Source organism: Streptomyces durhamensis (assembly GCF_000725475.1).
GTDB lineage: Bacteria > Actinomycetota > Actinomycetes > Streptomycetales > Streptomycetaceae > Streptomyces > Streptomyces filipinensis.
In genome coordinates this window covers 144877-168262 of record NZ_JNXR01000021.1, presented here as the reverse complement: position 1 = coordinate 168262, position 23386 = coordinate 144877, and the positions used below count along the sequence as shown (strand labels likewise).

Genomic DNA, 23386 nt, shown 5'->3' with positions numbered 1-23386 from the left:
GCCGCAGAGTGACTGCCTCCGCTGCGCTCCGGCCTTGGCTTCGCTGACGCTCCGCCAAATTACCCCGCAAGCGGGGTAATTGAATTCCGCAAGCGGAATTCTGAAAGCGGCCCAATTCGCGCAAGCGCGAATTGGGAGCGCCCGCGCTTGCGCGGGCGCTGAGGCTGCGGTAAGGGGGCGATCGCGATGGGCTTACGGGGCACGTCTTCACCCCGAATGTATTGGTTCGTCAACTCGCCGCAACGCGGTAAGGGCGGTCAGGGAGAGGGGAAGGATCCCTCTCCCTGACCGCCCTTGGGGTGATGACCACTTCGTCAATGTTCGGTTGAGTGATTGGCTGGCAGGAAACTACCCCCGGAGTGCGTCAGTTGCAGAAGTTGAGGATGGGAAGGAGGCCATTGCCGCACTGCATGTCGTCCCCGCCGCCACCGCCGTGGCCGTAGGCTGGGGTGGCTTTTGTGGCGACGTGCGTGGCGGGTGCCGCGGCCGCAGCGGATGTGGCTGTTGCCACCCCCGTCGCACAAGCGATGCCGGCGGCGATGCTCACCGCGAATGCTCGCGGGAGCCGGGGAACGACCTTCTTGGGGTGAGGTGTAGTGTTCATGCTCTCACCATGCACACCCTCGTGATCAGTTGCTCGCCGAGCGCATCCGAGCGGGTGAGTGCTCCGGGGGTCGGACCAGAATTCGTCTTCGTCTGTACCGTCCGCACATCTCTGACCTGTGTAAACAGGGGATGAAAGAGCCTCAAGTCTCCTGTCGTCTTGTCATCACGACAGGATAGCTGGTAACCACCAGGTTAACGCCTGGCGGCGTATCACCCTGAAGGTCGGCAGCTGAGAGGGGTAATGCATCACAGTGATGCACTGTGTAGTGTCTGGGACCAGGCATCAGGCTCCCTGGGGTACGTCCGCCCGCCCGGGGATTCCGCGGCTGACTGCGTGCCACATTCCGCGAAAAGGAGAGTCCTGGAATGGCTGTGCAACTGCGTGCCCATCAGGTCGAGGCCGTGGCTGCCATTGTGCGGGGCTTTGATGTCCCGCCGGGCGGTGTTCCGTGGAACGGCCTGCGTGGGCAGGTGCACGCCGCGTGTGGCACGGGAAAGACGATTATCGCTGCCGCGGCGGCGAAGCGGCTTGTGCCGAGGGGCCGCATTCTCGTGCTGGTGCCGACGCTAGACCTTCTGACCCAGACCATGCAGGCGTGGCGCGCAGCCGGGCACGCAGGGCCGGCGGTTGCGGTGTGCTCGCTTCAGGACGACCCGGAGCTGTGGAACCTGAAGGTGCGCTCCACCACGAACCCGGTGCGGCTGGCTCTGTGGCACGGTTCCGGGCCGGTGACCATCTTCGGGACGTATGCCTCGCTCGGGGTCCTGGCGGAGGCTTTCGAGGGCGCCTACGGGCAGCAGTTGGCCCCAATGGACCTGACGGTAGTGGATGAGGCCCACAGGACTTCGGGCTCGATGGGTAAGGCGTGGGCCGACGTCCACAACCAGGGCGTCATCCCGTCGCACCGACGGCTGTATCTGACGGCGACGCCACGGATCTGGGAGAAGCGGCTGAGCCGCGAGGTCGCGGAGGGGGTGCGTGATCCGCTGCCGCGCGAGATGGCGGCTTCCATGGACGACGAGAAGGTCTTCGGGCCGGTCCTCTACAAGCTCAGCCTGGCGTCGGCCGTCTCGCGCGGGCTGCTGGCGCGGTACCAGATCATCGTCCTGGAGCTCCAGGACCCGGTCGTCACGCCTGAGCGGCTGATGGGCGAGGACCGGCACACCGAGGAAGTCCGCGGACAGCGCCTCGGAGCCCTCCAGGCCGCGCTCGTGCACACCATGGCGCAGTACGGCCTCCAGACCTGCATCACCTTCCACCACCGGACGATAGAGGCACAGGCGTACGCGGAGGGATTGGAGCGCGTCGCGGCGAAGCTGCACGCCAACGAGCCCGAGAAGTACCCGGCGAAGATCTGGGCGGACTGGCTGTGCGGTGAGCACGTCCCCGAGCGCCGGCGAGAGGTCCTGGCCTCCTTCGGGACCACGGCGCGGCGGGCCGTCCTTTCGAACTGTCGCGTCCTGGGCGAGGGTGTCGACATCCGGGCCGTGGACTCCGTGGCCCTGCTGGACCCCAAGGGCGCGCCGCACGACATCGTTCAAGCCATCGGCCGGGCGCTGCGTCAGAAGCCCGGACAAGGCAAACTCGCCTCTTTGATCGTTCCCGTATTTCTGCAGCCGGGAGAAGAGCCGGAGGACATGTTCACCTCGGGATCGTATCGGCCTTTGGTGAAGGTCCTTGAAGGGTTGCGCGCTCACGATGAAGAGGCGATCGAGCTGCTCGCGATCCCGCAGGAGCCGCAGAAAGACGTCGCGCAGCCTTCTGTGAGCATTGGTGTGGCGCCCGGTGAAGGCGAGGAAGAATCCCGTCTCCTGCTTCGTTTCGCGGCCCCCAGGGATCCGGTGATGGTCGCGGACTGGGTGTCCTTCAATGTGATCGATACCGAGCGTCAGGACTGGGCCCGTGGCTGGGCGAAACTGAAGGCGTATGTCGAGCGGGTCGGGGACGCGAGAGTGCCGTACGGACACCGAGAGGGTGCGACACCCCTTGGGCAGTGGGTGGCGGAGCAGCGGCGTGCCTACGCGGCCGGGGAGATGAGCGGGCAGCGCGCGCAGCGGCTGGAGAAGCTCGGCATGGTGTGGTCGGTAGCGGATGAGCGGTTCCAGGAGAACCTGGAAGCGGTCAAGGCGTACTACGAGCAGCGCTGGACGCTGTGTGCTCCGAGATCCGCAGTGGCCCTGTCCAGGCCGGTAGGACAGTGGTTGAGCAATTTGCGCCGTCCCGGTGCGCTGGACGGTCATCCCGAGTGGAAGGCCGCGCTGGAGGCCGTGGACGAGGACTGGAACCCGTCGTGGCCGGCGGAGTGGCAGCGGCACTACGCCGCGCTGCGTGAGCTGGTGGCCGACGAAGAGGGCCAGGCGGAGGTGCTGCCCGGGTTCACCGTTCACGGCATGGACATCGGCAAGTGGCTGGCCCGGCAACGCAAGCTGGACGTCTGGGAGGCCCTGACGGATGGGCAACGCGAGCGCCTGGAACAGCTCGGCATCACACCGCTGGTCCCGGAGCCGGAGGTGCCCGCGAAACCGTTCACAGCGCCTCTGAGCACCTTTGAGCGGGGCATTGCGGCCCTGGCGCAGTACAAGGCCCGCGAGGGCTCCGTGAAAGTCCCCAGGGCCCACGTAGAGCGGCTGGAGGACGGGACCGAGGTCAAGCTTGGGGTCTTCCTCAGTAATAGCAAGAGCCGGCGTGCCAAACTCAGCCCTGAACGCCTCCAGCAGCTGGCCGCCCTCGGGTTCGACTGGGCCACCTGAACCGGCCGGGCTGTCGGCGTCATGAGAGTTATGGATGATGCGCGCGACGTCCTCACCGAGGACGAGATCAACGACCTGCTCGATGACGACCGCGACGCCGGATGGGACGCGGACGACGAATACGAGTGGGTCCGGTGAACGCTGCCAGGCACCCGGGTGGAAGCCGTCGCTCTCCCTGTCTGGGTGCCTGGGCCTGTCAGGGCCTGGGTAGCGGCAGGCCGGGCAGCTGTGGTGCCGTAGGTGCTGGCCGCCGTCGTAGACGTGCAGGGTGAACGTCTCCGGGCCCGGCTTGCCCGCCTCGTCGTACGCGGACAGCACGCGCTCGACCCGCTCCCACAGTCGCACGGGGCCGTCCTCGTGGACCTCCCGCCGGCTTTCGAGGGGGGTGAGGATGGCGGCGGAGCTGGTGACGACGTCGACCAGGTGCAGCACGTCGCCCATTGTGGTCATCTGCGCGTCCGGGGCCGCGCAGTGGGCGAGGAACCGCAGGTGGAAGGTCTCCTCGGTGGCGGCTGTGATCCGCTGCGGGGAGTGCTGGGGCGCCCGGCCGGTCTCCGGCAGGCCCGCGGCCCAGTGGGCGGGGTTGCCGAACGTCGGCGCCGCGTGGGTGTGGGCGGGCATGAGGGACACGGTGCCGGGCAGCAGCTGGCCTTGGGCGGTGCCGTCCTCGGCGACGGTGAGCAGGAGGCGGGCGTATGCGTAGAGCCAGCCGGAGTGAGCGGGATCTTCCCGCCGGGCCGGGTCTGGGCGAGGTGGGCCGGGGGACGGTGCGGAAGGAGCAGGCGGCTACGATCCGGTCGAACTTCGCCTCCGGCCAGTACCCGTACAGGCTGTCCGCCACCGCCAGGGTGGGCGTGTACCTGCAGGCGTGCAGGGCGCTCGCCGTTTGCTCCAGCCGGTGCGGATCGGCCTCGATACTCGTGACGTCGGCCGAGCCGAGCCGTTCGTACGCGAGGGTGGTGGAGTAGCCGGTGCCGGTGCCGATCTCCAGTGCCGTGTGGCCTTGAGCCATGTCCGCGTCCGCCCACATGTGCACCATCAGCGAGGGCAGGGTGGGCGAGGAGGTCGGCGTCCCGCCGTGCCGCACTGTGGGGGTCTTCCAGTCCGGTTCGTCGCCGTCGTACTGCGTGATCAGCGTCGTGTGGGAGTACGTGGCAGCCAGCCACCGGCCATAGTCGACGCCGGCTGGGCCGACCCGCATCTGCCCTGTCCGCTGTGCTGCGGGCTCGATGTGTGCCGCGCCAGCAGAGAGAAGCTCATTCGGGAGCATGTGGCCTCACGAGACCGGGTCGCCGGCAAGGACGGCACATGATGACAGCCTCAGACGATGCACCAGCCTTAACCGGGCAGGGCAGCAACAGCGACAGTGTGGTGCGGCTGCGGCACGGGCGGTCGGGGGTTTCGCCGAGACCGTGGGCTGGGTCCTCGTGATGGCTGCCGCCGCAGCGAGCGCCTCGCGGCCTGGTGGTGCCGTAGTGAGCGAGGTCATCACCGTCGCGATGGTCTGGTTCCTGGTGGGGACGCCGCTGCGCTCCGACGGTCAGCTGACGATCAAGTCATTCGCTCAGGAGGCGGGCCTCAAGCGCAACGAACTCAGCCGGGTTGAAGGGCCTGTTCTACGCCTTGGTGCGCATGCAGGACTGGCGGCCGAAGGTCGTCGATGACCTGAGGCGGGCCGATGAAGAGCTGCAGTAGAAGATCGGCCGCCTACGGGTCGAGCGCGACCGGCTGCGTGCTGCCTTCCGGTAACTGGTGCGGGTCGTGCGCGTCCTGGAGGTCGAGAACCAGCGGCTGGGGCAGTCCGCCGGCGGCGACGGTGTCGTTTGTGTCCTGCCTGTGCGGCATCAGCCGAAGGGCTGACCGGCGCATGTCCGTTTGAAGCCCCGTCCGCCCTTGACGCTGGAGCAGACCTGAGCGACTGATGACGTCGGCTCCGGCCCACGGTGGAGAACGCGGGCCGGAGCCCAACGGGACTCGGGGAGGTGATGGGGGTCAGTTCACGGATCGCAAGGTGGGCATGGCGAGGGCGACCGGTCCGGTGCCGGAGTCGTTCTTGCAGGAGTCGTGGCAGTCTTTCTCCAGGCTGCAGCACAGGGAGCAGATTGCCCCGGCGTGGAAGGGGCAGTTCGCCACGTCCGGCCGTTCGAAGTCGGTCGTGCACACGGTGCAGGTCAGTATGGCCGCGGAGGGCAGGCCGTCCGCGCCGAGCAGCGGCTCCTGCAGGTCGTCGAGGCGGGCGATGTAGTACTTGCCCTTGGTGAGCACCGCGAGCAGCGGTGAGAGGACCATGGCGAGGAACAGGGCGATGAAGGGGGAGTATGCCTTGCCGTAGTCGCCGAAGGCGTGGAAGTAGGCGGCGATGGAGAGGGCGGAGGCGATGAGCATGGAGCCGAAGCCGACCGGGTTGAAGTGGTGCAGGTGGGCGCGCTTGAACTCGATGTAGGAGGGGCTGAGTTTCAGCGGCTTGTTGATGACGAGGTCGGCGACGACGGCGCCGATCCAGGCGATGGCGACGTTGGAGTAGAAGCCGAGGACGGTGTTGAGGAAGCTGAAGACGCCGCCCTCCATCAGGGCCAGTGCGATGCCGACGTTGAGGAAGATGTAGACGACGCGGCCGGGGTGGCGGTGGGTGAGGCGGGAGAAGAAGTTCGACCAGGACAGCGAACCGGAGTATGCGTTCGTCGAGTTGATCTTTATCTGGGAGAGGATGACGAAGAACGTGGCCAGGCCCAGGGCGACGGGTGCGGCGAAGGTCTTGAAGCCGTGGACGTACTGCTGGATGGGCTCGTTGGCCTTGGACAGGCCGATGCTGCCGGCGATGTAGAAGGCGAGGAAGGCGCCGCCGGTCTGTTTGGCCGCGCCGAGCACCACCCAGCCCGGGCCGGCGGAGAGGACGGCGCCCCACCACTTCTTGCTGTTCTCGGGTGTCTTGTCGGGCATGAAGCGCAGGTAGTCGACCTGCTCGCCGATCTGGGCGATCAGCGACAGGGCCACGCCGGCGCCCGCGCCGACGCCGAGCATGCTGATGCTGGAGCCGGTGGGGGAGTTGCCGGCGAAGTGCGTGAACTGCGAGAACTTGTCCGGCTGCTGGATGGCGATGGACACGAACGGCGCGACCATCAGCACCAGCCAGACCGGCTGCGTCCACACCTGCATCTTCGACAGGGCTGTCATGCCGTAGATGACCAGGGGCAGGATGATCAGCGAGCAGATGAGATAGCCGACGGCGAGCGGGATGTGCAGGCCCAGTTCCAGGGCTTGGGCCATGATCGAGCCTTCGAGGGCGAAGAAGATGAAGGTGAAGCTGGCGTAGATGACGGAGGTGAGCGTGGATCCGAGGTAGCCGAAGCCGGCGCCGCGGGTGAGCAGGTCCATGTCGATGGAGTACTTCGCCGAGTAGTACGAGATCGGGATGCCGGTCAGGAAGATGACCACCGCCGCGGCCAGGATCGCGACCATGGCGCTGGAGAAGCCGTTGGAGATGGCGATCGAGCCGCCGATGGCGAAGTCGGCGAGGTAGGCGATGCCGCCGAGTGCCGTGGTGGCCACCACGTAGGGGGTCCAGCGGCGGAAGGACTTCGGTGCGTAGCGCAGCGAGTAGTCCTCCAACGTGTCGTTCTGCGCCCAGTTGTTGTATGTCCGTCCGTCCGTACTCGTCGGCGGTGCTTCCTTGTCGACGGTCTCCGTCACGGCATTCCCTCTTCCCAGCACTGGGGATGACCCGGGCGGCCCGGGGTGATTGCACGGAAGAGTTACGCCGCACTGTTTCTTGAACGTTTCGCTTCTTTTAAGGGAAAGGGTCTTTAACGGGCCTTTATTCGACGCGCGTAGACAGCGGGCCAGCAGGAGCGGAACCGCGTGGGTCGGGGGGCCCGTCCATGGGCGACTGCGGCGGGTGAAGGGCCCGATTGAATACGGATTCCTCGCCTCCGCCGGATGCTTCTCGTAGAAAGTATTTCTGTGTCAGGGTGGTGTCAACGGCGGGGAGCGGGGTCAGAATTGGGTGACGATGTGGAAGTCGAAGGCATCTGCCCGTGCCAGGTACAGCCGTTGGGTGAGATGGTTGCCGCGCAGCCGCAGTACGCCGCGCGGGCCCTCGTAGGAGACCGTTTCGCCCGCCGTGCACATCGCCCGCACGTCCAGCGACCGCGCCCGCTCGGCCAACGCCGCCAGCAGGCGCACCCCCTCGAAACACGACTCCCCCGGACTGCCGACGACGGGTACCTGCACACCGAACCGCGCCGCGTAACGGGCGCTGAAGTCCAGGCTCTCGGCGGTCGCGAGCGTCTCGAAGAAGCCGGCCGTCGCCCACAGCCCGTCGGTGGCCTCGGCACCGGTGGCCAGCAGGATGTTCTCGTCCATATGGGTGCTCAGCCGCAGACACCGCTGGTGAAGGCCGTGCGCGGCGAACGCCCGGTTGAAGCGTGCCGCGTCGTCGCCGACCAGCAGCATCAGCACCGCGTCCGCCTCGCACCGCTCGATCCGGCGCAGCACCGGCCCGAACTCGTGTGTCCCCAGCGGCACGAAGACCTCGTCGCGCACCAGACCGCCGCACGCCCGGACGTGTCGCTGTGCGGCGCGGGCGCTCACGCGCGGCCACACATAGTTGTGGCCCACCGTGCACCAGCGTCGCGCGCCGGTCGCCTCGGCCAGCAGCCGCATCGCCGGCAGCAGTTGTGCGGCATCGGTCTCGCCCGTCAGGAAGACCCCGGGTGTGCGCTCGCCGCCCTCGTACTGGGCTGTGTAGACGTAGGGCACGCGGCCCGCGATCCGCGGCAGCAGTGCCTGGCGCACGGCCGAGGTGTGCCAGCCCACCACGCCGTCGACGGCGCGCAGCGACACCAGGGCCTCGACCTCGGCCGCCACCCGCTGCGGCGATGCCCCGCCGTCCACCGTGACCAGGCGGACCTCCCGGTCCAGCACGCCGCCCGCGGCGTTCAGTTCCTCGACGGCCAGTTGTGCGGCCAGCTCGCACGACGGGCCGAAGACCCCCGCGGGTCCCTGCAGCGGCACGACCAGGGCCGCGACCGGTGTCGTGTTCGGATCGCCGTTCCCTGTGGGCGGCACCGGACGCACAGACCACCTCCGTGAGGGCACTGGGCGCGCGGATCCCGGTCCGGGCCCCGGCGCCGTCGCGGAGGCTTGTGATCTGCCCGAACACCAGGCCTATCGGAAGGACACCGGCAATGCCGTCCGAACCCTCCTCCCCGGACCTTGCCCACCTCCTCAGTCACGCCGAGCGACGCCTCGGCCGGCGCTTGGCCGTGGTGCTGGCCGAGGAGGGCTGCTCGGTGGAGGAGGGCTGCTCGGTGGAGGAGTGGCGCGTCCTGTCGGCCGTTGCCGACGGGCAGGGGCACCCGATGTCCGAAATCGCCGACCACGCCCTCATGCCGGCGCCCACTGTGACCAAGCTCGTCGACCGCATGGTCGCCGGCAACCTGGTCTACCGTCGGCCCGACCCCGGCGACCGCCGCCGCGTCCTGCTGCACCTCACCGCCCGCGGCCGCATCCTCCAGCAGCGCGCCGCCCACCGCGTCCACTCCGACCAGACGCGGCTTCTCGACGCCATCGGTGACCAGGGAAAACTCGCCCAGCTCCTGCCTCTGCTCGCGGCAACGGTCGACGGGTTGCCTGCGGTGGCGCCCAGCAGGCCGCACCGTTGAACTTTTCGATCCATGGCCGCGGCCTCGTCCCTGTGTGGCGAAGTCGGCCCTGCGCTTCAGCGTCTTGGCGGTCGCGCGAGCGAGTTGGACGACCTGGTTGGCGTGACAGCCGGGAGGGGTGAAGCCCTGCGCGCGCTCAGAGGGGGAGCGCGGCCAGGGTGCGGGCGGGATGACAGGGGCCGGGGAAGACGACGATGCCCCTGCCCTCAGGAATCGCTGTCACTCCTGTGGTCCAGGCCCACGCTGCCGTGCAGCTGGTCACGCGGGGCTGGGTGACTCGCTGTCCGTCCCGTCTGTCAGGCAGCGGTAGCAAGCTGCGGCGCAGGCTGGTGCCCGCTCCAGCATGGCCTTGGCCCGCTTCAGCTGAGGTGGGCCAGGGTCGTCTTGCCGTAGAGCCAGCGCAGTGGCCCGGCCGTCGGCTTGTCCCAGTAGGCCTGGAAGCATGGCTCGCCGGGATGGGCCCCGGCCTGTGCGCTCCGCCCGCATTCGCCTTCCAGGTGGTTGCAGGACATGCACAGCAAGCCGCGGACCAGTCCGGTGCTGTGGTCGTGGTCGATGGCGTAGGCGGGGGCGTCGCAGGTGGCGCAGGTGCCGTCCTGAATGTCGTGGAGACGCCACCACGCGTACCAGCGGGGGATCTTCTCCTCCGGCCACTGTTCGGGCAACGGGCCCTGCCACGGACGAGGGAAATACCGCGGGGCCTTCCAGCCGCCGCACCGCTGGTCGGGCGGGATCTGCGTGGCGGGCATCGGAGGCCCCAGTTCCTCCTCCTGCCAGCCACCGGCCCGGTGGCTGCGCCAGTGCGGGCAGTAGAGAGTGCTGAGACCACGAGTGGGGCTCCACAAGTGGTAGCCGTCCGAACCGTCCAACGGCCGTCTGGCGTAGCGCTCGTCCCGGAGTTCTAGGGTGTCAGGTGCGCAGGGCGGACGTCCGGCGCGTCGGCGGACAGCAGCCTCGATCACTTCGGCGAGGAGATCAGGTCGTGACCACGGCGGTCGACTTGAGGTGGGCATGGCGACTCCCGGGCAACGGGCGATGCAACGGTCATACTGCCTAGCGTCTCTGCGATCCGCGCGACCGCGCGGCGGCGCTCCTGCTCGCGCAGCTCGCCTGCCGGGCGTCCAGGTCCGCCGCGCCGGCGGCGGGGGCCATGATGCGGGCCCGCTCGACAACGGCGGTCGGGACATGGTCCCACCTCAGGGTCAGGCTGCTTTGAGGGCCGCCACGTGCCGGGCGCGTTCCTCCAATTCCTGGACGCCGCCTACGCTGCGGTACGCCGGGAGGTTCGTGAGCATGGTCTTCAGGTGCTCGTCGCCGCGGGCACTGCTGATCATCGCGTGTTCGTCCAGGAACGCCTCCCACGTTTGGCAGGCGGCTTCCACGTGCCGCATGTGGAACTGCCGCTCAGCGATCACCCCGAGGCAATGCAGACGCCCTTGGCGCTCCAGCGGGGACCGGGCCGAGTTCGACCGACGCAATGCCTTGATGGATCCTTCCGGGTCCTTCAGGTGCCACCTGACGTGTGCCTCGTGGAAGAAGTAGGCGGCTTGGTCGTAACCGCCAACGGCGTCTCGCCGGTTGTCGGCCTGAGATAGGGCAGTCTCGGTCTCACGAAGCCGGGCGAGGGCGGTACTCCGGTCACCGGTCATCGCCGCGGCAGCTGCCTGCTGGCCGCGGAGGAAAGCCACCAGGCGGGGCCCCGCGCTGGGGGCTGCCTCGGCCGCGGAGTCGGCGAGTTCCAGTCCCTGCTTGCCGTAGCCGAGGTGGGTTGCCTGAAGGCTCATGCCCCGCAGCGTCCGGCAATAGGTGACGTGGTCTCCCGCCTCGCCGGCGAGGTCCAGAGCGCGCCGGTAGTACTGCTGACCGAGGCCCTGCCGGTTCTCGTACATCGCCATCCACCCCGTGAGATAGACCAGGTCAGCGGCGGCGGCCATCATGTCCTGCTGTACCTGCTCCGTTCCAGAGGCGCGCAGGTACGTGCCAACGGAGTTGGCGAGGAACGCGGCAGCCATCGGCCGGGCGTGACCAGCGCCCACCTGGTCCAGGATGTCAGCGATCTTGTCCGTCATCGTGCGGACGGTCTCCACGTCAGATGCGCCGATATGGACAGTCCGGCCTGCCCGGTCGTTCTCGACGTGCGTGGCACGGTCCGCTACGTCCTTGAAGCGCGGGACTGCCAGCGCTGCAACATACATGCCGCCCTTGAGCACGCCCCGGCGTGAGGGGTCCATGTCTGCTCGGCTCAGATCGATCACCTCAGCCACCGTGTCCTGCGGCTCGCCAGGGCCTGTCTCCCAGCCAACCTCTGCACACGTTACGGGGCGCCCGAGGAGGCGTGAGAGCGCCTCAACCACTGCAGGGCGCCCCTCCGGCTTCGGGGTGCTGCCGGCGAGCCAGTGAGACACGGTCGTTTTGTCGTAATGCAGGGTGATCCCCAGTTCGCGGCCCGTGGCGTTGACTCGTCGCGCGAGCTGGGCGTTTCCGATTCCTCCTGCCTGCATGAGATCCGCAAGTGCGGTGTTGGGTGTGCGCGGTCGTCGTCCCATCGGTGAACCCCCGAGTGCGTTCAACCAGTTCAACCCTCCGTCCACTGTGGCGCCTTACCTGCAGTCGCGCACAGGTGTTGGGTGATTACAGGCCGTTCGGTGATCGTTCCCGGACGACCGGTTGACGGCCCGCCGGTCCCTCCACCCCCGAGGGGGACCGGCGGGCGCCGAGACGGACGAAGAGGCCCGACGATGACGACGAGACGCAGCACGAACCCCCACCCCATGCCGGGCCTGGTGGACGCTCCCACCATTGACCGCGACCGGCTGACGGATCGACAGCGCGCGGGTACGTCGTGCGCCTGGTGTGCCGGGACCGCGTCACCGAGGTACCCCGTCGGGGATCTGTTCGCGTGTGAGCCGTGCGCGGGGATGTACGACGTCCCGGCGGTGACCTCGTGAGGCACGACGTGGGCGGCCATAGAACTCGTTGCCCGACGCGGCACCTGGAGCGACCAGTGACCGCCCGTCCCGGAGCCGGCAGGCACCGGCGATTAGGCCCGAGCGATGACGGCCGGACAGCGGGAGTTCTGTTCCTGACGGCAAACGTGCTCGGGATCGTCCTGTCAGGCATGCAGGTGCAGCAAGCCCGCGCGGTCCCGGCCGTCGTAGGGCAGTCGGACCGTCCGCCGGCGGACGCGAGCCCGGATCGGGCCGCCCTCCACGTAGACCGCTCCCACACCCATAGACCACCGGCGGGGCCCGAGACCGTTCCCCCTCGGGTCCCGCCGGTCACCACTCCGTCCCGGACCTCCCACACCCGCCCTGACTCCGGAACGGCCGAAGAACCCCGTGCGGTGATGGCCAGGCAAGACCGTCCGTGCGGGCACGGGGTGGTTCCTCACCCCGAGAGGAACCACCTCACCTCCACCCGTCCGAAGGAGACACCTTGCCCGCCTTACCGCAGACTGCGGACCTGTTCGCGCTCAGCGCCGACCGCATCCACCGCGCCGCAACCGCCCTGTGGCCCGGCGAACCGCTGACGCTCGGCGATCACGTCCCCTCGGTCACCGGCTACGTGCACCGCGCCCGCATCGGCGACCGGGACCTGTTCGCCAGGGACTCGATCCTTGTCCCTCGTCTCCGTGCTGCGTGGTGTGGCCGGTGGCCGGTGGCCGGTGACCGGGACAGGGTCCGCGCGGCGCAGGCCGCCTACGCCACTTCCCCCGGCTCGCTGCTCGAGTACGAACACGTCTCGTCCGTCCGCGGAGACGATCACTTCGCCACGCTGCGCAAGGACCTCGCCCCCCTATGCCAGGACGCGCGCCGTGAGGGAGCTGGCTGGCCAGGTGCGAGAGGTTGCAGCGGCCAAGGCCGGAAACAAGGGCGCCTCAGGGGAAGCTGTCGAGGCACCCCGGAGGCGACACCACCCAAGCTACGGCCCATCCCCTCATGAAGGGGCCTAACGGGCCGACTTCCGCGTCAGTTCTCGCCTTCGGGCGTCAGTTGGTGCACGGGGACCTTGTCGAACAGGTTCTTCTTCGCGGCCTGTGTGGGGCGTACGTAGACCGTGCGCGGGATGGTTGACCCCCTTGGCCCAGCGGCTGGCGCCCGGGGCCATCCCCGCGGGTGCAGGGAGCGAGTGAACCATGAGCGCGCGAACGTGGTTGCAGTAGGGACCATCCCCGCGCGCGTGGGGATGGTCCCTACAAGTACCTGCCGCTCCTGCACGCCAAGCTGTGTTCCCTGCGCCTGCGGGGACGGTCCCCCGCGTCCGTTCTCAGCGTCATCAGGTGCGTGCTCCCCGCGCCTGGGGGATTGTCCCTCCAACGCGGATCTCTACGGTGGACAGACCGCGTGCCTCCCCGCTCCGAGACCCGCACCTCCATGAAGTCCTCGACCTTCTCGGCTGGCTCGTCAAGCGGGGCGAGAAGCAGCCCTGGTCGTTTTCAGGAATCGCCATCAGTCTGTCAGTCGTCCAGGGGGCCGGGGGGCCGCCGCCCGGTCCAGCGGCTCCATGGACACGTCGACCGCGCTCTGATCGCCGCTTTCGACGGCGGCCCGCAGCACCGCACGGTCTGGGCGTACCTCCGGCTCCTGGTCGGTGAGCATCGCGTACACCAGGGCGAGGAGCCATCAGTCCGGGCGGCGGTCGTCCGCTCCGACCCGTCGGCCGGATTCAAGAGGCGCAGGAGCCCAGGAGCACCCCGGCGAACGCGCCAGCGAGAAGAAACGGACCGAAGGGGATCCTGGTCTCCCGTCGTGCCCGGCCCGCAAGCATGAGGGCAATGCCATACAGTGCGCCGAGCACGTACCCGGCGAAGGTCCCGACCAGGACGATCGCCCAGCCATACCAGCCCAGGACAGCGCCCAGGACGAGGGCGAGTTTCACATCACCGAACCCGAAGCCCTTGCTCATGAGGAACAGCGCAAAGTAGCAGACCCCCAGAACGAGGGAGCCGAGCAGCGCGGACGTCCAGCTGCCACCGGCGCCGGGCAGCACTGCGGCGACGCCCAGCAGAACGAGCGCGGCCGCAGCGAGCGGCAGAGTGAGCACGTCGGGCAGCCGGTGCGCCGTGAAGTCGACGGTGGCGAGCAGCACGGCGGCCGGGGCGAGCAGCAGCCAGACCATCGGTTCGGGGCGGGCCCCGGTGGCGGCAGCCAGAACGATGCAGGCCCCAGATGAGAGGGCGGAGGTAACGGACGCGCGCGGACCGTACGCTTCGCCGTCGGGGCAGCGGGCCCGCCCCAGCCATCCGTCCCCAGCGCCGGTGAGTGGATGTCCTGCAGGGCACGCGGTTCGCCAGGGTTCCCCGGGGGACACCGAGAACCGGTACGCAGCACGCGGTATGAGCAGTCCTGCGGCGGCACCCCACAGGGCCGCCGCCGCGGTGATCCAGAAGGTCTCCACCGAACGGAGCTTAAGCCGCGCTTCGTCTGCGCATGGGTCTGGGTAGCCGCGCAGCCTCGATCGTCAGGCGCGATGGAGAGGGCGCGCACAGCAGCGGAGCGAAGCAACGCCTTCTCCCCCGGCTCCGCCACGCTGGAGCGTGCACTCGTCAGGTTCCCGAGACGACGCAGTCCTCCAGTTCTGCTGCTAGATCGGGATCCGGCTTGGGAATGGTGCCGTAGTCGACGTCACTGTCGACCTCCAGCCGTCGTACGGCCTCGGCAAGGGAATCGGACAGCGGCACCACCAGCAGCGGCGTGCTGGCATCATCGAGGTCCGCTGCCGAGTCGTCGACTTCGTACACAGTCAGGAAGGTCACGGTCCTCGGGGACCACGGCCACACGTTGTCCCTCCATTGCGAGGTCGTGACCTGCAACATCGGGTTCTCGTCCAGCCGGCGCAGCTCCCGCGCCTGGTCGTACCAGAGCCCGGCGTCGCGGAGTTCACTGTGCTGCAGGTGATGCAAGTACAGACAGTGGGCGGCGGTGGAAGAGTCCGCACCAGCGGCGAACTGCCACCAGAACTGCGCGGCCTCGTGCCGGTCGGCCAGGTACAGCAGACAGGCAAACGCCAGAGCCACGGTCTTCGAGGTCGGTGGCGCTGTCCCACACCACGCGACGGGCGATCCGGTCCAGCGCGGTGCGCTCGTCGAAGTCTTCGTACTCGTCGGCCAGGATCTCAGCGTCGGCCAGGACCTCATCGATACGCGAGCGCCTGGTACTCCCCCGGCTCATCCTTCCTCCTCTTCCATGTCTTCCGCTGCCCAGTCGATCCCCAGCTCGCGGGACAGACGCCGCCGCGCTCCGCGCAGGTGACTTCGGACCGTCCCGTAGGAGATGCCCATCAGCTCCGCCACCCGCCGCATAGGGTGCCCGAGCACGAAACACAGCAGAATCACGTCGTACTGACGCTCCGGCAGCCGGGCGATCGCCGCATACAGCCCCAGCTTGGACTCCAGAACGGTGAACCTGGACCGGGAGGCATGGCGAACGGCAGCGAACGCGGCCGTCTCTACCAAGGCCAGGGCGCGTCCCTGTATCTCCAGACGGCGGACGACTTCCTCTTTCAGAGCAGCCCAGGCGTACGCATCGACATTGGGCTGCTGCAGCACATGCGTCCACGCCCGCGCCAGCTGAACGAAGACGTCTTCGACGACCTGCTCCGCGCGCTCACGGCTGTCCAACTGCACATGCGCGTAACGCAGATACGCTTTGTGCCGCCTGCTGTAAAACGCGACGAACGTGGTCGGCAGTACAGCGGCCAGGTCATCGCGCACCGCCTGATCCGCCCACGGATCGGGCTGCTGACCGCCCACTGGGCCTCCCTCAGCCGCTCATCATCGGCGCCACTGCGCCGGCTGACGGACTCTCCCCGCCGGTACTGGGCGGCGAGCTGCGCCGCCCCGACCCGTACACCTGCACTCAGTAGACGCCTGCCCACTGTGCGGATGTCACCTGCGAAAACCCGCACCGCGACCACCCCCGTCAGCAGGTGAGCAGCCATACCGAGATCCACTTGTCTCGAGATCCTTCCCGTTCAGCGTCCGTTGCCGACCACCGCCACCGTCGACACGGAAGAGCGGTAGCGCCCTCACTCATCAGCCAAGCGAATCGAGGAGGCAAGTGTGCACACCGACCCAGGAATTCTTACGTACCGTATGCACTTAGCCACGCGTGCGCCCCCCAGCTGGCTGCGCGCCGGAAACAAGCCGGCGGCCCGCCCGGAGCCACCCTTGCGCCCGACCACCGGCCGTGCGCCGTCATCTGCACCGCCTCCAGCGCCGACCCGAGCATCCCCCTGCCCGCCCTCTTCCACGAGATCGACGAGCACGGCAACGAGAGCGACGGCGACAAGACCAGCAATGCACTGTTCCAACTCGACGGCACCGACAGCACATTCATCATGATCCGCCGCCCCCACCAGATGGACGGCAAGACCCCGTCGGCCAAGCCCGGTCACACCCAGGGGCGTTGGCTGTGTGACGACCAGGAACAGCAGGCCGAGACGTGGCACAACCTCACCGCGACCGAGATCACCGTCATCCAGTGCCCCGACGAGGACGACGCCCTCCCCTACGCTCTGACCGCAGCGCGGCTGTGCAACCATGCCCTGACCTGGGAACGCCGCACCCGGCATCCCCTGCCCATCGACGCCGCCATCCAGATGGACAAAAACCACCCCGAATACCGGCGCACCGTCGACTGGGACAGCGACGACGCCGGCTGACCCATCGGAAGCGATGCATGCGCGCGGCCACCAGTGGCGGCAGACTCCACCGGCAGGACCGGGTCGGCCGGCCGCGCGGGCTGCAAACGGTGATTGCGTGTCATCGCGCGTTACTCAGCAGCCCCGTCCGGTTCCGTGCTCGGCCCGCTCGCGGATGCCCGGTCAGGCAGTCACCTTCCGGGTGCGCGCCACCGGTAGAAGAACGTCAGACCCGGCCCCGCCCCAAGATGGAGCGGTATGCCGGCGAGCAGGGTCCCGACGTCGATGGCCTGCTCGGGCCGCAGCACGTTGAAGCCCTGCCGTGTGTAGTACGGCCCCAGATCGCGCCCGGTGTCGAACTCGCCGAACAGCAGGGTGTAATCCAGTTGCTCGTACAACTGCACGCACTGTTTGAGCAGCGCGGCCCCGATCCCGCGGCCGCGGGCGTCCTCGGACACCGCGACCGCCTTGATCTTCGCGTACGTCAGCATCGACATCAGGATCTGCTGCCGGGACGCCGGCAACCGGGATAACCCGGAGACGACCGTGCCGGACGGGACACCCAGTAGCGCTCCGGTCACCTGCCCGTCGCCGTCCCGAGCAACCAAGGGCAGGGACAATGCGGCTGCCGCGGACTGGAGTTCACCGGCCGCCGCCGCCCGTACAACCGGCTCGCCCAAGTCAGCGCCCGCGAGGGCATCCAGCAGCCACGTCCCGCACCGCCCCCGGGCGAGCGCTTCGAGATGACCGGTCTCCAGGTCGTCAGCGGCCGCCTTCAACAAGGCCGTGACCGTGCCAGCCTCCTCCGGCACAGCAAACCCGATCCGCACCCCGTCCGGTCCGAGCACCCCGTCCAGCATCTGCTGCCGCGTCAACCGGACCAGCCCCACCGAAGAGCCCGTCTTCTTCGTCTTCTTCTTCGCCATCCCCGAGAACTACCCCCCGTCTCGCCACCGGACCCGGTGACCGGGCCTTCCGCCTCCCACGCAGTTCGAACAGCGAGTTGGGCGCAGTGAGTTCGACAGTCGGGAGTCGTGGTCGGCCCGCCTGTACAGCACGCGGCCCGTTCCCTCCGCGGGTGCCCTTGCTTCTCTTCGGTTCGGCCGCAGGCGCGATCCGCCAGCCCCGTCCCCGACCAGCAAACCGAGCCACCCAGACCACGCAGCCACATAGAAATCCTGCGCCGATCACTACATTCCGAGACGATCAACTCCCCGGAAACCCCAGCTCAGATCAATACGGCACGACGACCAGAAATCCCGTAACGATCACTAGATCAGCAGCTCAACCCATCACTCATGCAGTGATCCTTCATGGATTTGTCATAGACCCGAGGCGAGGTCGGGCGGCGCATCACCCGGTCCGAGCGGAGCCGGCCGAGGACCTGCACCGGCAGCGCGGCCAGCAGGTGGGCGATGCGCGGGGCGTCGTATCCGGCGTCCAGCACGACCAGGGCCTCAGGATCGTCCGCCTTCCACTGCCCGGCGTCAATCAACCGGTTGATCATGGCGTGGAGTTGGGCGGTGGTGACGGTGACGAGGTTGGCGCCGGGCTCGAGTCGAATGGTGTCCAGAATCGCCGTCCAGGAGGTGCTGCCGGCCTGCCGCGCGGCGACGAACGAGTACGGCCAGCCGGGGATCATCTGGTGCTTGGCGTCGCCGCGACCGGAGGTGTGGCAGAACGAGCGGTCCGGGCAGGCCCCGGCGTCCGGGCCGGGCCAACGGCGCGGTACTTTGCCCGCCGGGCGACGGCGCGCCGGCGTGCTACGGCATACTTCCCGGGCCCGGCTGGATCGCGCTGACGCTCAGGATGCCGACCGTCCCGGCACAGGCCGTCGAGTTGTAGGAGACGTACATCGGGGTCGTCTGGCCCGGCGGGTAGACCTGCAGGTACTGCGCGGCCGTCGGATGACACTGTGTCGCGGGGTAGTTGCCGGCGTCCGTGATCCGCAGCAGCGCGTTGCCGGTGGCCCGCGGTGCCAGCGTCACCAGCGCGCGGGGGGTGGTGGTGTTCCGCGTGGCGGCCGGACCGATCTGACGGACGGGGGTGCCGCCGGCGAGCGACACCCCGGGGTAGCCGTACAGGGTGCAGGTGGTCTGGGAGATGTTGGTGAAGTCGATCACCTGGTAGACACTGCCCGCGGCACCCAGTCTGGCGCTCACGTAACGGGTCGGGCAGGCAGCGGTACGTCTGTGCGCTGTTCCGGCCGGTTGCGCCTGGGTACTCGTGCCGGTACTGCCGGCCCGAGCCGTGTGAGCCGCAGCCGGCGTTGCCGCGGCTGACGTTGTCCCGGACGGTGTTGTCCGGGACGGCGCCGTCGCGGCCGATGCGCCAGAAGCCGTGCCTGGGGCTCGTGCTGTGGGCGTTCACTCGAATCGGCACTCCGGACCCCGCCGCCGAGGTCACCTCGCACAGCGAAGACCGGCACCCCTCGTGTGTAAGCGATGCTGCAGGCGCCTTTGACGGGCTGCCCCGGCTCGGGCGCTGAACAAGCAGACAACCCCGGCTCATCGACGGCCCGTCACTCGCTGGACTTCCCCAGTCCCTTGAGAGGGGGACCGAGTGGGGCGAAGAGCAGCCCTGGCCGTTTCCAAGAGTCGCCATCAACGCAAGCGATGTACGCCGTGGACACACTCGGCCTCCCCGCGATGATCACGGTGACGCCCGGCGCCACCCAGGACCGCGACGTGTTCTGGTGCCCTCGCCTCACCCAGCCTCAGATCACCCCGAGCTGGGCCGACCGCGCTACGCCGGCGACCTCGTCGACTGGGCCCGCGAACGCCTCTGGCTCACCCTGCGCATCGTCTACCGGCCCAAGGGCTTCGTCGTCCTACCCCGCCACTGGAAAGCCGAACGCACGATCGACTGGTGCATGAACGCCCGCCGCGACGCCCGCGACCACGAACGTCTCCCGCAGCGCTCCGAAGCCCACCTGAACGGGGCACTCCTCACCATGATGACCCGACGCCTCACCCGCAAGAACTCCCGCACAGGCAGCTGGTCGAAGAAGTCGCCAGGCTGATCAGGGCTGATTCCAACGGATTACCTCGGCGGAAGTTCCCCAGCGGCTTTCCGGCCCAGCTGCAGCCAGTCGTCCAGGACGTCGTCGTCGAGGACTTCTCCTGCCACCAGGATCCAGCCTTTCGAGATCCGGCCGCGGAACTCATACGGCCGTGCGCCGGGCTGCGCGAGGGCCTGCGGGGTATCATCCGGCGCGACTCGCACCAGCAGGTCGTCGCCGACCACACCGACCGCCGTGTTCCCCCGCACCGTGAAGACGAGTCCGCCGAACATGTTCTTCTCGACGACCTCGGCGCCCTCCTCCAACGATTCCCGGACCCGTTCCGCCAGCACCTCGTCATAGGCCATGGCCCACACGTTACCCACCCGCCCCGGCGCCCGCCCGTACGCGCCCAGGAGAGCCATATAGGGCATTCCTCGTCCTAGCAGCTCTTTACGTTCGGCCTCAGAGGGCGGAAACCGCCCCCAGCCGACCCCCACCAGAGGAGAAGACCGTGGGCGACGCACATGCCGGCAGCGCCGTGAGCGGCAAGGTCCTTTCGCACGCGATCTGGGCCGATGGCGGAGGCGAGCCCGCAAAGTTCGACGACGTCCAGGCGGCGGAGAAGCGGCTCCTCGCGCTGGGCGCCACCAAGCCCGCCCACCAGCCGGGCGGGGACCACTGGACCGTCCTGCTCGACCCCTCCGGCCAGCCCTTCTGCATCAGCAGCACCCGCTGACACAGCCGCCAGCCGTCGGCCGCTCAGAGCGGCTGCTCTCACCAGTACGGCGGCCCCCGGAGTGCACGCCCGCCCCAACCGGCGGAGAAAGGAACCGCCGGGCGCCCGGCGTATGCCGGTCCCCACCCTCGCACTCTGATGAAGGCCGCACCCCGATCATGGAGGATTCATGCCGTTCGCTCCCTGCCTGAGTGTCAAGGACACCGCGGCCAGCATCGCGTTCTACAAGCAGCTCGGCTTCGACATCGATTCCAGCACCGCCCGCCCCGGCGACGACATCCACATGCTGCTCTACCAGGGCGCATTCTGCGCGATGCTCTACAGCAACGCCGACCTGAAGAACTGGCTGCCCGTCCTGGCCGACACCCCCATCGGCTTCGCCGGCATGTTCTACCTCGGCGTGGACGACTTCGACGGCGCCCACGACCGCATCTCCCAGCACGCCGAGATCATCAAGGACACCGACACCGACCACACCGGCCAGCGCATGTTCTACTTCCGCGACCCGGACGGCTACATCATCGGCATCAACGACCAAGCCGCCCTCCAGGCCAGCGACCTCGGCAAATACGCCTGACCCGGGCTCTGGACACCAGCAACCGCAGCCTCCCCGTGGGCCGCAGCGACCGCAGCCGGGCGGCCTGGGGCGGATGCTGAAGTCCGCCGTGATCGTCATAGCGGTGTTCGGCGCCCTCGGCAACTGGGTCTGGGACTACAACACCGACCCCAACGGCGGCAAGGCGAAGAAGGAGGCCGAGGCGGCATCGCACAATCCCAGCATCGGTGACTGCGTCAAGGTCCAGGATCCCCAGGGCAGTCCGGTACCGACGGTCGTCGCCTGCGACTCTCCCGAGGCTGAGCACAAGATGGGCGACCTGGTGGTCGCGGGCCAGCAGTGCGGATCCCAGTACGACTACGCCATCAAGGTCACCCGCCGGGGCCTGGGCCACACGATGTGCTTCACCAAGCTCTGAGCCTCTGGTCCCGTTCGCGACCGCCGTTCCCGGGAACAGGCGTCGACCGTGCGGGTACGCCGTCGTCAAGCACCACTTCACCAACCCGCCGGGTACGGCCGCCTCCGCCGTCACTCTCCGTCGGTGTCCTGGGTACCGAGTCGCGCGGGGGGACTCTGGAGGTGTGCCGGGTGCTTCCCACGCCTGCCTGATGTGGGTCAGTCCCTGAAGGGCCTGCCGTCTGGAGCCTCGGCCTGGGCGGTGTCCCCTGGCGCGTGCCGGGCCGGGCAACAGCAACAACGGCGGATGAGTACGTTGCACTGGCCGCGATGGCCTTGGCCGCCGTGGACGATGATGTCGTCGGGATCGTGGGTGGCGTCGGGGTCCACATGAGGATCGCGGCGAGGTGGAGTGCGGCCTGGTGGGTGATGGCGCGTGTGTCGGTTCGCATGGCCAGGCCGCTCCACTGCTTCAAGCGGTCGATGCAGCGGCTGACCCAACAACCTCAGCGAGCACGGCGCAAGACGGCCCAGCTGCCCCAGCCGGCGTTGGCCTCGACGGCCTGCCAGTCTCCAGGCAAGGCGGCGACGACGTCTGCCGCGGGCAGGTCCACGCTGATCACCCGAGGGAACACGCTGCGGAGCAACCGGGTGAACAGGCCAGTTCCTGATCCGAGTTCCAGGCAAGCGCCATCAGGGAAAGGGCCGCCGCGGTCCAGGGCATCACGCAGGGGCTCGTCTCGGCCGGTGGCACGGGTGGTGTCCCAGTCGGCGGCTCGCTGATCGAACTGGGCGGCGACGAAATGGGCCGTTTCGCCGTCCCAGGAACGGCGACCAGCTGCCAGGTCGCGGGCGAAGACACGAAAGACTTCAGCCGTCTTCGCCGGTGGGAGCGGCTTGCTGTCGGGGCTGGGCCAGATGCGGGGCAACGAGACAGGCACGGGTTTATCTCAGCAGACAGGCATCCGAGGACGGATCCGCTCCGGGGTGGACATGCAAGCTACACCCCAGGGTGGGGGCACAGGCCTGGTCCAAGGCGGTCAAAGACGGTGAGGCGGCTGGCCGGCCCACATCCGTGGCCGCGAAGTGACGTCATCTCTCGTCGAGATTCACGAGGCGATTGATCTCCAACTGCCTCCGCCAACCTACGGCAATCGCTGTTCCCAGAGATGAACGAAGCCACTCTCCGTGCGCTACGAGGCGACGGTGCCGGGCGCAGCCGTGGACGAGTTGCTGTGACCAGCACCGCCGCAACGGCCCTCAGACGACGTCGAATTCGTTGCCCTCGGGATCCTGCAGGGCGGCGGCGTAGAACCCGGTGTCCGGCTCATCCTTGATCCGCAGCACGGTGGCACCAGCCTTGACCAGCCGTTCCACCGTGGCCTTGACCCGCTGTGTGCGGACGTCCAGGGGGACGTCACGGCCCCCACCGACCTTCAGGTCGAAGTGCCACCGGTTCTTGGCGGCCTTCGGCTCCGGAACCTGCTGGAACCACACCCTCGGTCCACGTCCCGCGGGATCGATGATGGACTCCGGAATATCCCCGGCACCGGCCGGCAACTCTGCCTCGGGCACCCCCACCGCCGCCCAGTAAGCATGCCAGGTGCCGTGCCCGCCCGGCGCAGGCTCAGGCACGTAGCCCAGCGCCTCAGCCCAGAACGTCACCATTTTCTGCGGATCGGAGCAGTCGATCGTCAGCTGCACTGTCATCTCCATGCACGGAGCATCCCAGGCAGGTCTGACAGACCCTCCACTTTCACCACAGGCCCTGACGACCTCGTGCGCGGTTGGCCGTACTCGGCGGGTAGCGGACGACCAGATCGGTCAGGCGGGTCTCGTCGTCGACGACCAGGCAGTGCATGCGGGGCAGACCAGCCGCCCACCGGACCCGACCGGTCAGCGGAAAGCCGTCCTGGTCCACGACTACCCGGGGGACATGAGCGAGAGGGAGTGGAGGGCGCTCCTGGAGCGTATCCGCGTTTGGATTTTCGGCGTCCGTCCTGGCGGAAGCTGAGGTCGGGCGGATATGCGAC

At 68.4% G+C, this 23386-nt stretch carries 23 protein-coding genes and 3 pseudogenes; 9 read left to right on the top strand and 17 right to left on the bottom strand.

All coding sequences use genetic code 11. From position 1 onward, the window contains the following. Positions 1 to 972: 972 nt before the first annotated feature. Complete coding sequence (locus IO33_RS0130200; protein WP_031170763.1) at positions 973 to 3357, top strand: DEAD/DEAH box helicase; 2385 nt, start codon at positions 973 to 975, stop codon at positions 3355 to 3357. A gap of 196 nt (positions 3358 to 3553) precedes the next feature. Here the strand turns inward: IO33_RS0130200 and IO33_RS47975 are convergent, their stop codons facing one another. Beyond that, entirely contained in the window at positions 3554 to 4369 is an 816-nt protein-coding gene (locus IO33_RS47975) for a methyltransferase domain-containing protein (RefSeq protein WP_425347984.1), read from the bottom strand. Between IO33_RS47975 and IO33_RS54195 the strand changes: the two genes are divergently transcribed. Both IO33_RS54195 and IO33_RS50630 read left to right on the top strand, forming a co-directional pair. Continuing rightward, on the top strand, positions 4368 to 4532 hold the full coding sequence (locus tag IO33_RS54195; protein WP_425347985.1) for a hypothetical protein: 165 nt from the start codon (positions 4368 to 4370) through the stop codon (positions 4530 to 4532). The two genes, IO33_RS47975 and IO33_RS54195, sit on opposite strands and share 2 nt — an antisense overlap. A gap of 300 nt (positions 4533 to 4832) precedes the next feature. Continuing rightward, positions 4833 to 5021 (top strand): hypothetical protein, encoded by a 189-nt coding sequence (locus tag IO33_RS50630; protein ID WP_157857939.1) that lies wholly within the window; start codon positions 4833 to 4835, stop codon positions 5019 to 5021. Between the two features lie 43 nt (positions 5022 to 5064). On the opposite strand, the gene IO33_RS50625 is transcribed toward IO33_RS50630, so the two are convergent. From IO33_RS50625 to IO33_RS0130160, 3 genes are all read right to left on the bottom strand, one after another. Next, positions 5065 to 5202 carry a hypothetical protein gene (locus IO33_RS50625; protein WP_157857938.1) on the bottom strand — a complete coding sequence of 46 codons (138 nt, stop codon included), beginning with the start codon at positions 5200 to 5202 and terminating at the stop codon, positions 5065 to 5067. 147 nt (positions 5203 to 5349) lie between these two features. Next, positions 5350 to 7047 (bottom strand): purine-cytosine permease family protein, encoded by a 1698-nt coding sequence (locus IO33_RS0130165; RefSeq protein WP_031170757.1) that lies wholly within the window; start codon positions 7045 to 7047, stop codon positions 5350 to 5352. A 303-nt stretch (positions 7048 to 7350) separates the two neighbouring features. Next, positions 7351 to 8433: a substrate-binding domain-containing protein gene (locus tag IO33_RS0130160; protein ID WP_031170755.1), complete on the bottom strand. Its 1083-nt coding sequence runs from the start codon at positions 8431 to 8433 to the stop codon at positions 7351 to 7353. A gap of 110 nt (positions 8434 to 8543) precedes the next feature. Here IO33_RS0130160 and IO33_RS0130155 point away from each other — a divergent pair, with 110 nt between their 5' ends. Next, positions 8544 to 9020 (top strand): MarR family winged helix-turn-helix transcriptional regulator, encoded by a 477-nt coding sequence (locus tag IO33_RS0130155; RefSeq protein WP_031170754.1) that lies wholly within the window; start codon positions 8544 to 8546, stop codon positions 9018 to 9020. A 359-nt stretch (positions 9021 to 9379) separates the two neighbouring features. Here IO33_RS0130155 and IO33_RS52825 read toward each other — a convergent pair whose 3' ends face one another. The 6 genes from IO33_RS52825 to IO33_RS0130115 all read right to left on the bottom strand — a co-directional run bounded on the left by IO33_RS52825 (position 9380) and on the right by IO33_RS0130115 (position 15771). Continuing rightward, positions 9380 to 9769, bottom strand: a complete 390-nt coding sequence (locus IO33_RS52825; RefSeq protein WP_051927060.1) for an endonuclease VII domain-containing protein — start codon at positions 9767 to 9769, stop codon at positions 9380 to 9382. Between the two features lie 453 nt (positions 9770 to 10222). Next, on the bottom strand, positions 10223 to 11566 hold the full coding sequence (locus IO33_RS0130145; RefSeq protein ID WP_031170750.1) for an NsdA family TPR-like regulatory protein: 1344 nt from the start codon (positions 11564 to 11566) through the stop codon (positions 10223 to 10225). Between the two features lie 1902 nt (positions 11567 to 13468). Further along, a complete protein-coding gene (locus tag IO33_RS50620) occupies positions 13469 to 13618 on the bottom strand; it encodes a hypothetical protein (RefSeq protein ID WP_157857937.1) in 150 nt (49 codons plus the stop codon). A 67-nt stretch (positions 13619 to 13685) separates the two neighbouring features. Further along, entirely contained in the window at positions 13686 to 14417 is a 732-nt protein-coding gene (locus IO33_RS0130125) for a prepilin peptidase (RefSeq protein ID WP_031170746.1), read from the bottom strand. Between the two features lie 148 nt (positions 14418 to 14565). Continuing rightward, on the bottom strand, positions 14566 to 15036 hold the full coding sequence (locus IO33_RS0130120; protein WP_051927059.1) for a hypothetical protein: 471 nt from the start codon (positions 15034 to 15036) through the stop codon (positions 14566 to 14568). A 150-nt stretch (positions 15037 to 15186) separates the two neighbouring features. Beyond that, positions 15187 to 15771 carry an RNA polymerase sigma factor gene (locus tag IO33_RS0130115; RefSeq protein ID WP_031170742.1) on the bottom strand — a complete coding sequence of 195 codons (585 nt, stop codon included), beginning with the start codon at positions 15769 to 15771 and terminating at the stop codon, positions 15187 to 15189. Between the two features lie 176 nt (positions 15772 to 15947). Here IO33_RS0130115 and IO33_RS47965 point away from each other — a divergent pair, with 176 nt between their 5' ends. After that, positions 15948 to 16682 (top strand): RNaseH domain-containing protein, encoded by a 735-nt coding sequence (locus IO33_RS47965; protein WP_078963959.1) that lies wholly within the window; start codon positions 15948 to 15950, stop codon positions 16680 to 16682. A 170-nt stretch (positions 16683 to 16852) separates the two neighbouring features. On the opposite strand, the gene IO33_RS0130105 is transcribed toward IO33_RS47965, so the two are convergent. The 3 genes and pseudogenes from IO33_RS0130105 to IO33_RS0130095 form a co-directional block, all read right to left on the bottom strand. Then, positions 16853 to 17587 carry a GNAT family N-acetyltransferase gene (locus IO33_RS0130105; protein ID WP_031170739.1) on the bottom strand — a complete coding sequence of 245 codons (735 nt, stop codon included), beginning with the start codon at positions 17585 to 17587 and terminating at the stop codon, positions 16853 to 16855. Positions 17588 to 17937: 350 nt separating this feature from the next. Next, positions 17938 to 18345, bottom strand: a pseudogene (locus tag IO33_RS0130100) (transposase); the annotation flags it as partial. A 79-nt stretch (positions 18346 to 18424) separates the two neighbouring features. Then, the gene (locus IO33_RS0130095) at positions 18425 to 18823 is read right to left on the bottom strand and encodes a DUF4232 domain-containing protein (RefSeq protein WP_078963958.1); all 399 of its coding nucleotides are present in this window, start codon (positions 18821 to 18823) and stop codon (positions 18425 to 18427) included. A gap of 533 nt (positions 18824 to 19356) precedes the next feature. Here IO33_RS0130095 and IO33_RS44610 point away from each other — a divergent pair. After that, entirely contained in the window at positions 19357 to 19683 is a 327-nt protein-coding gene (locus tag IO33_RS44610; RefSeq protein WP_107069407.1) for a hypothetical protein, read from the top strand. 20 nt (positions 19684 to 19703) lie between these two features. On the opposite strand, the gene IO33_RS0130085 is transcribed toward IO33_RS44610, so the two are convergent. After that, positions 19704 to 20030, bottom strand: coding sequence for a TfoX/Sxy family protein (locus tag IO33_RS0130085; RefSeq protein WP_031170733.1), 327 nt, complete (start codon positions 20028 to 20030; stop codon positions 19704 to 19706). Between the two features lie 233 nt (positions 20031 to 20263). On the opposite strand from IO33_RS0130085, the pseudogene IO33_RS52820 reads away from it, so the two are divergent. The 3 genes and pseudogenes from IO33_RS52820 to IO33_RS0130070 form a co-directional block, all read left to right on the top strand. Then, positions 20264 to 20401 (top strand): annotated as a pseudogene (locus tag IO33_RS52820) (VOC family protein); the annotation flags it as partial. 169 nt (positions 20402 to 20570) lie between these two features. Then, entirely contained in the window at positions 20571 to 20978 is a 408-nt protein-coding gene (locus IO33_RS0130075; protein WP_031170729.1) for a VOC family protein, read from the top strand. 73 nt (positions 20979 to 21051) lie between these two features. After that, the gene (locus tag IO33_RS0130070) at positions 21052 to 21375 is read left to right on the top strand and encodes an LppU/SCO3897 family protein (RefSeq protein ID WP_209438936.1); all 324 of its coding nucleotides are present in this window, start codon (positions 21052 to 21054) and stop codon (positions 21373 to 21375) included. Positions 21376 to 21736: 361 nt separating this feature from the next. Here the strand turns inward: IO33_RS0130070 and IO33_RS51805 are convergent. The 3 genes and pseudogenes from IO33_RS51805 to IO33_RS0130060 all read right to left on the bottom strand — a co-directional run. Continuing rightward, positions 21737 to 21850, bottom strand: a pseudogene (locus IO33_RS51805) (IS5/IS1182 family transposase); the annotation flags it as partial. 9 nt (positions 21851 to 21859) lie between these two features. Further along, on the bottom strand, positions 21860 to 22294 hold the full coding sequence (locus IO33_RS50615; RefSeq protein WP_031170725.1) for a class I SAM-dependent methyltransferase: 435 nt from the start codon (positions 22292 to 22294) through the stop codon (positions 21860 to 21862). Between the two features lie 319 nt (positions 22295 to 22613). Next, positions 22614 to 23069 (bottom strand): VOC family protein, encoded by a 456-nt coding sequence (locus tag IO33_RS0130060; RefSeq protein ID WP_031170723.1) that lies wholly within the window; start codon positions 23067 to 23069, stop codon positions 22614 to 22616. Positions 23070 to 23386 lie beyond the last annotated feature (317 nt).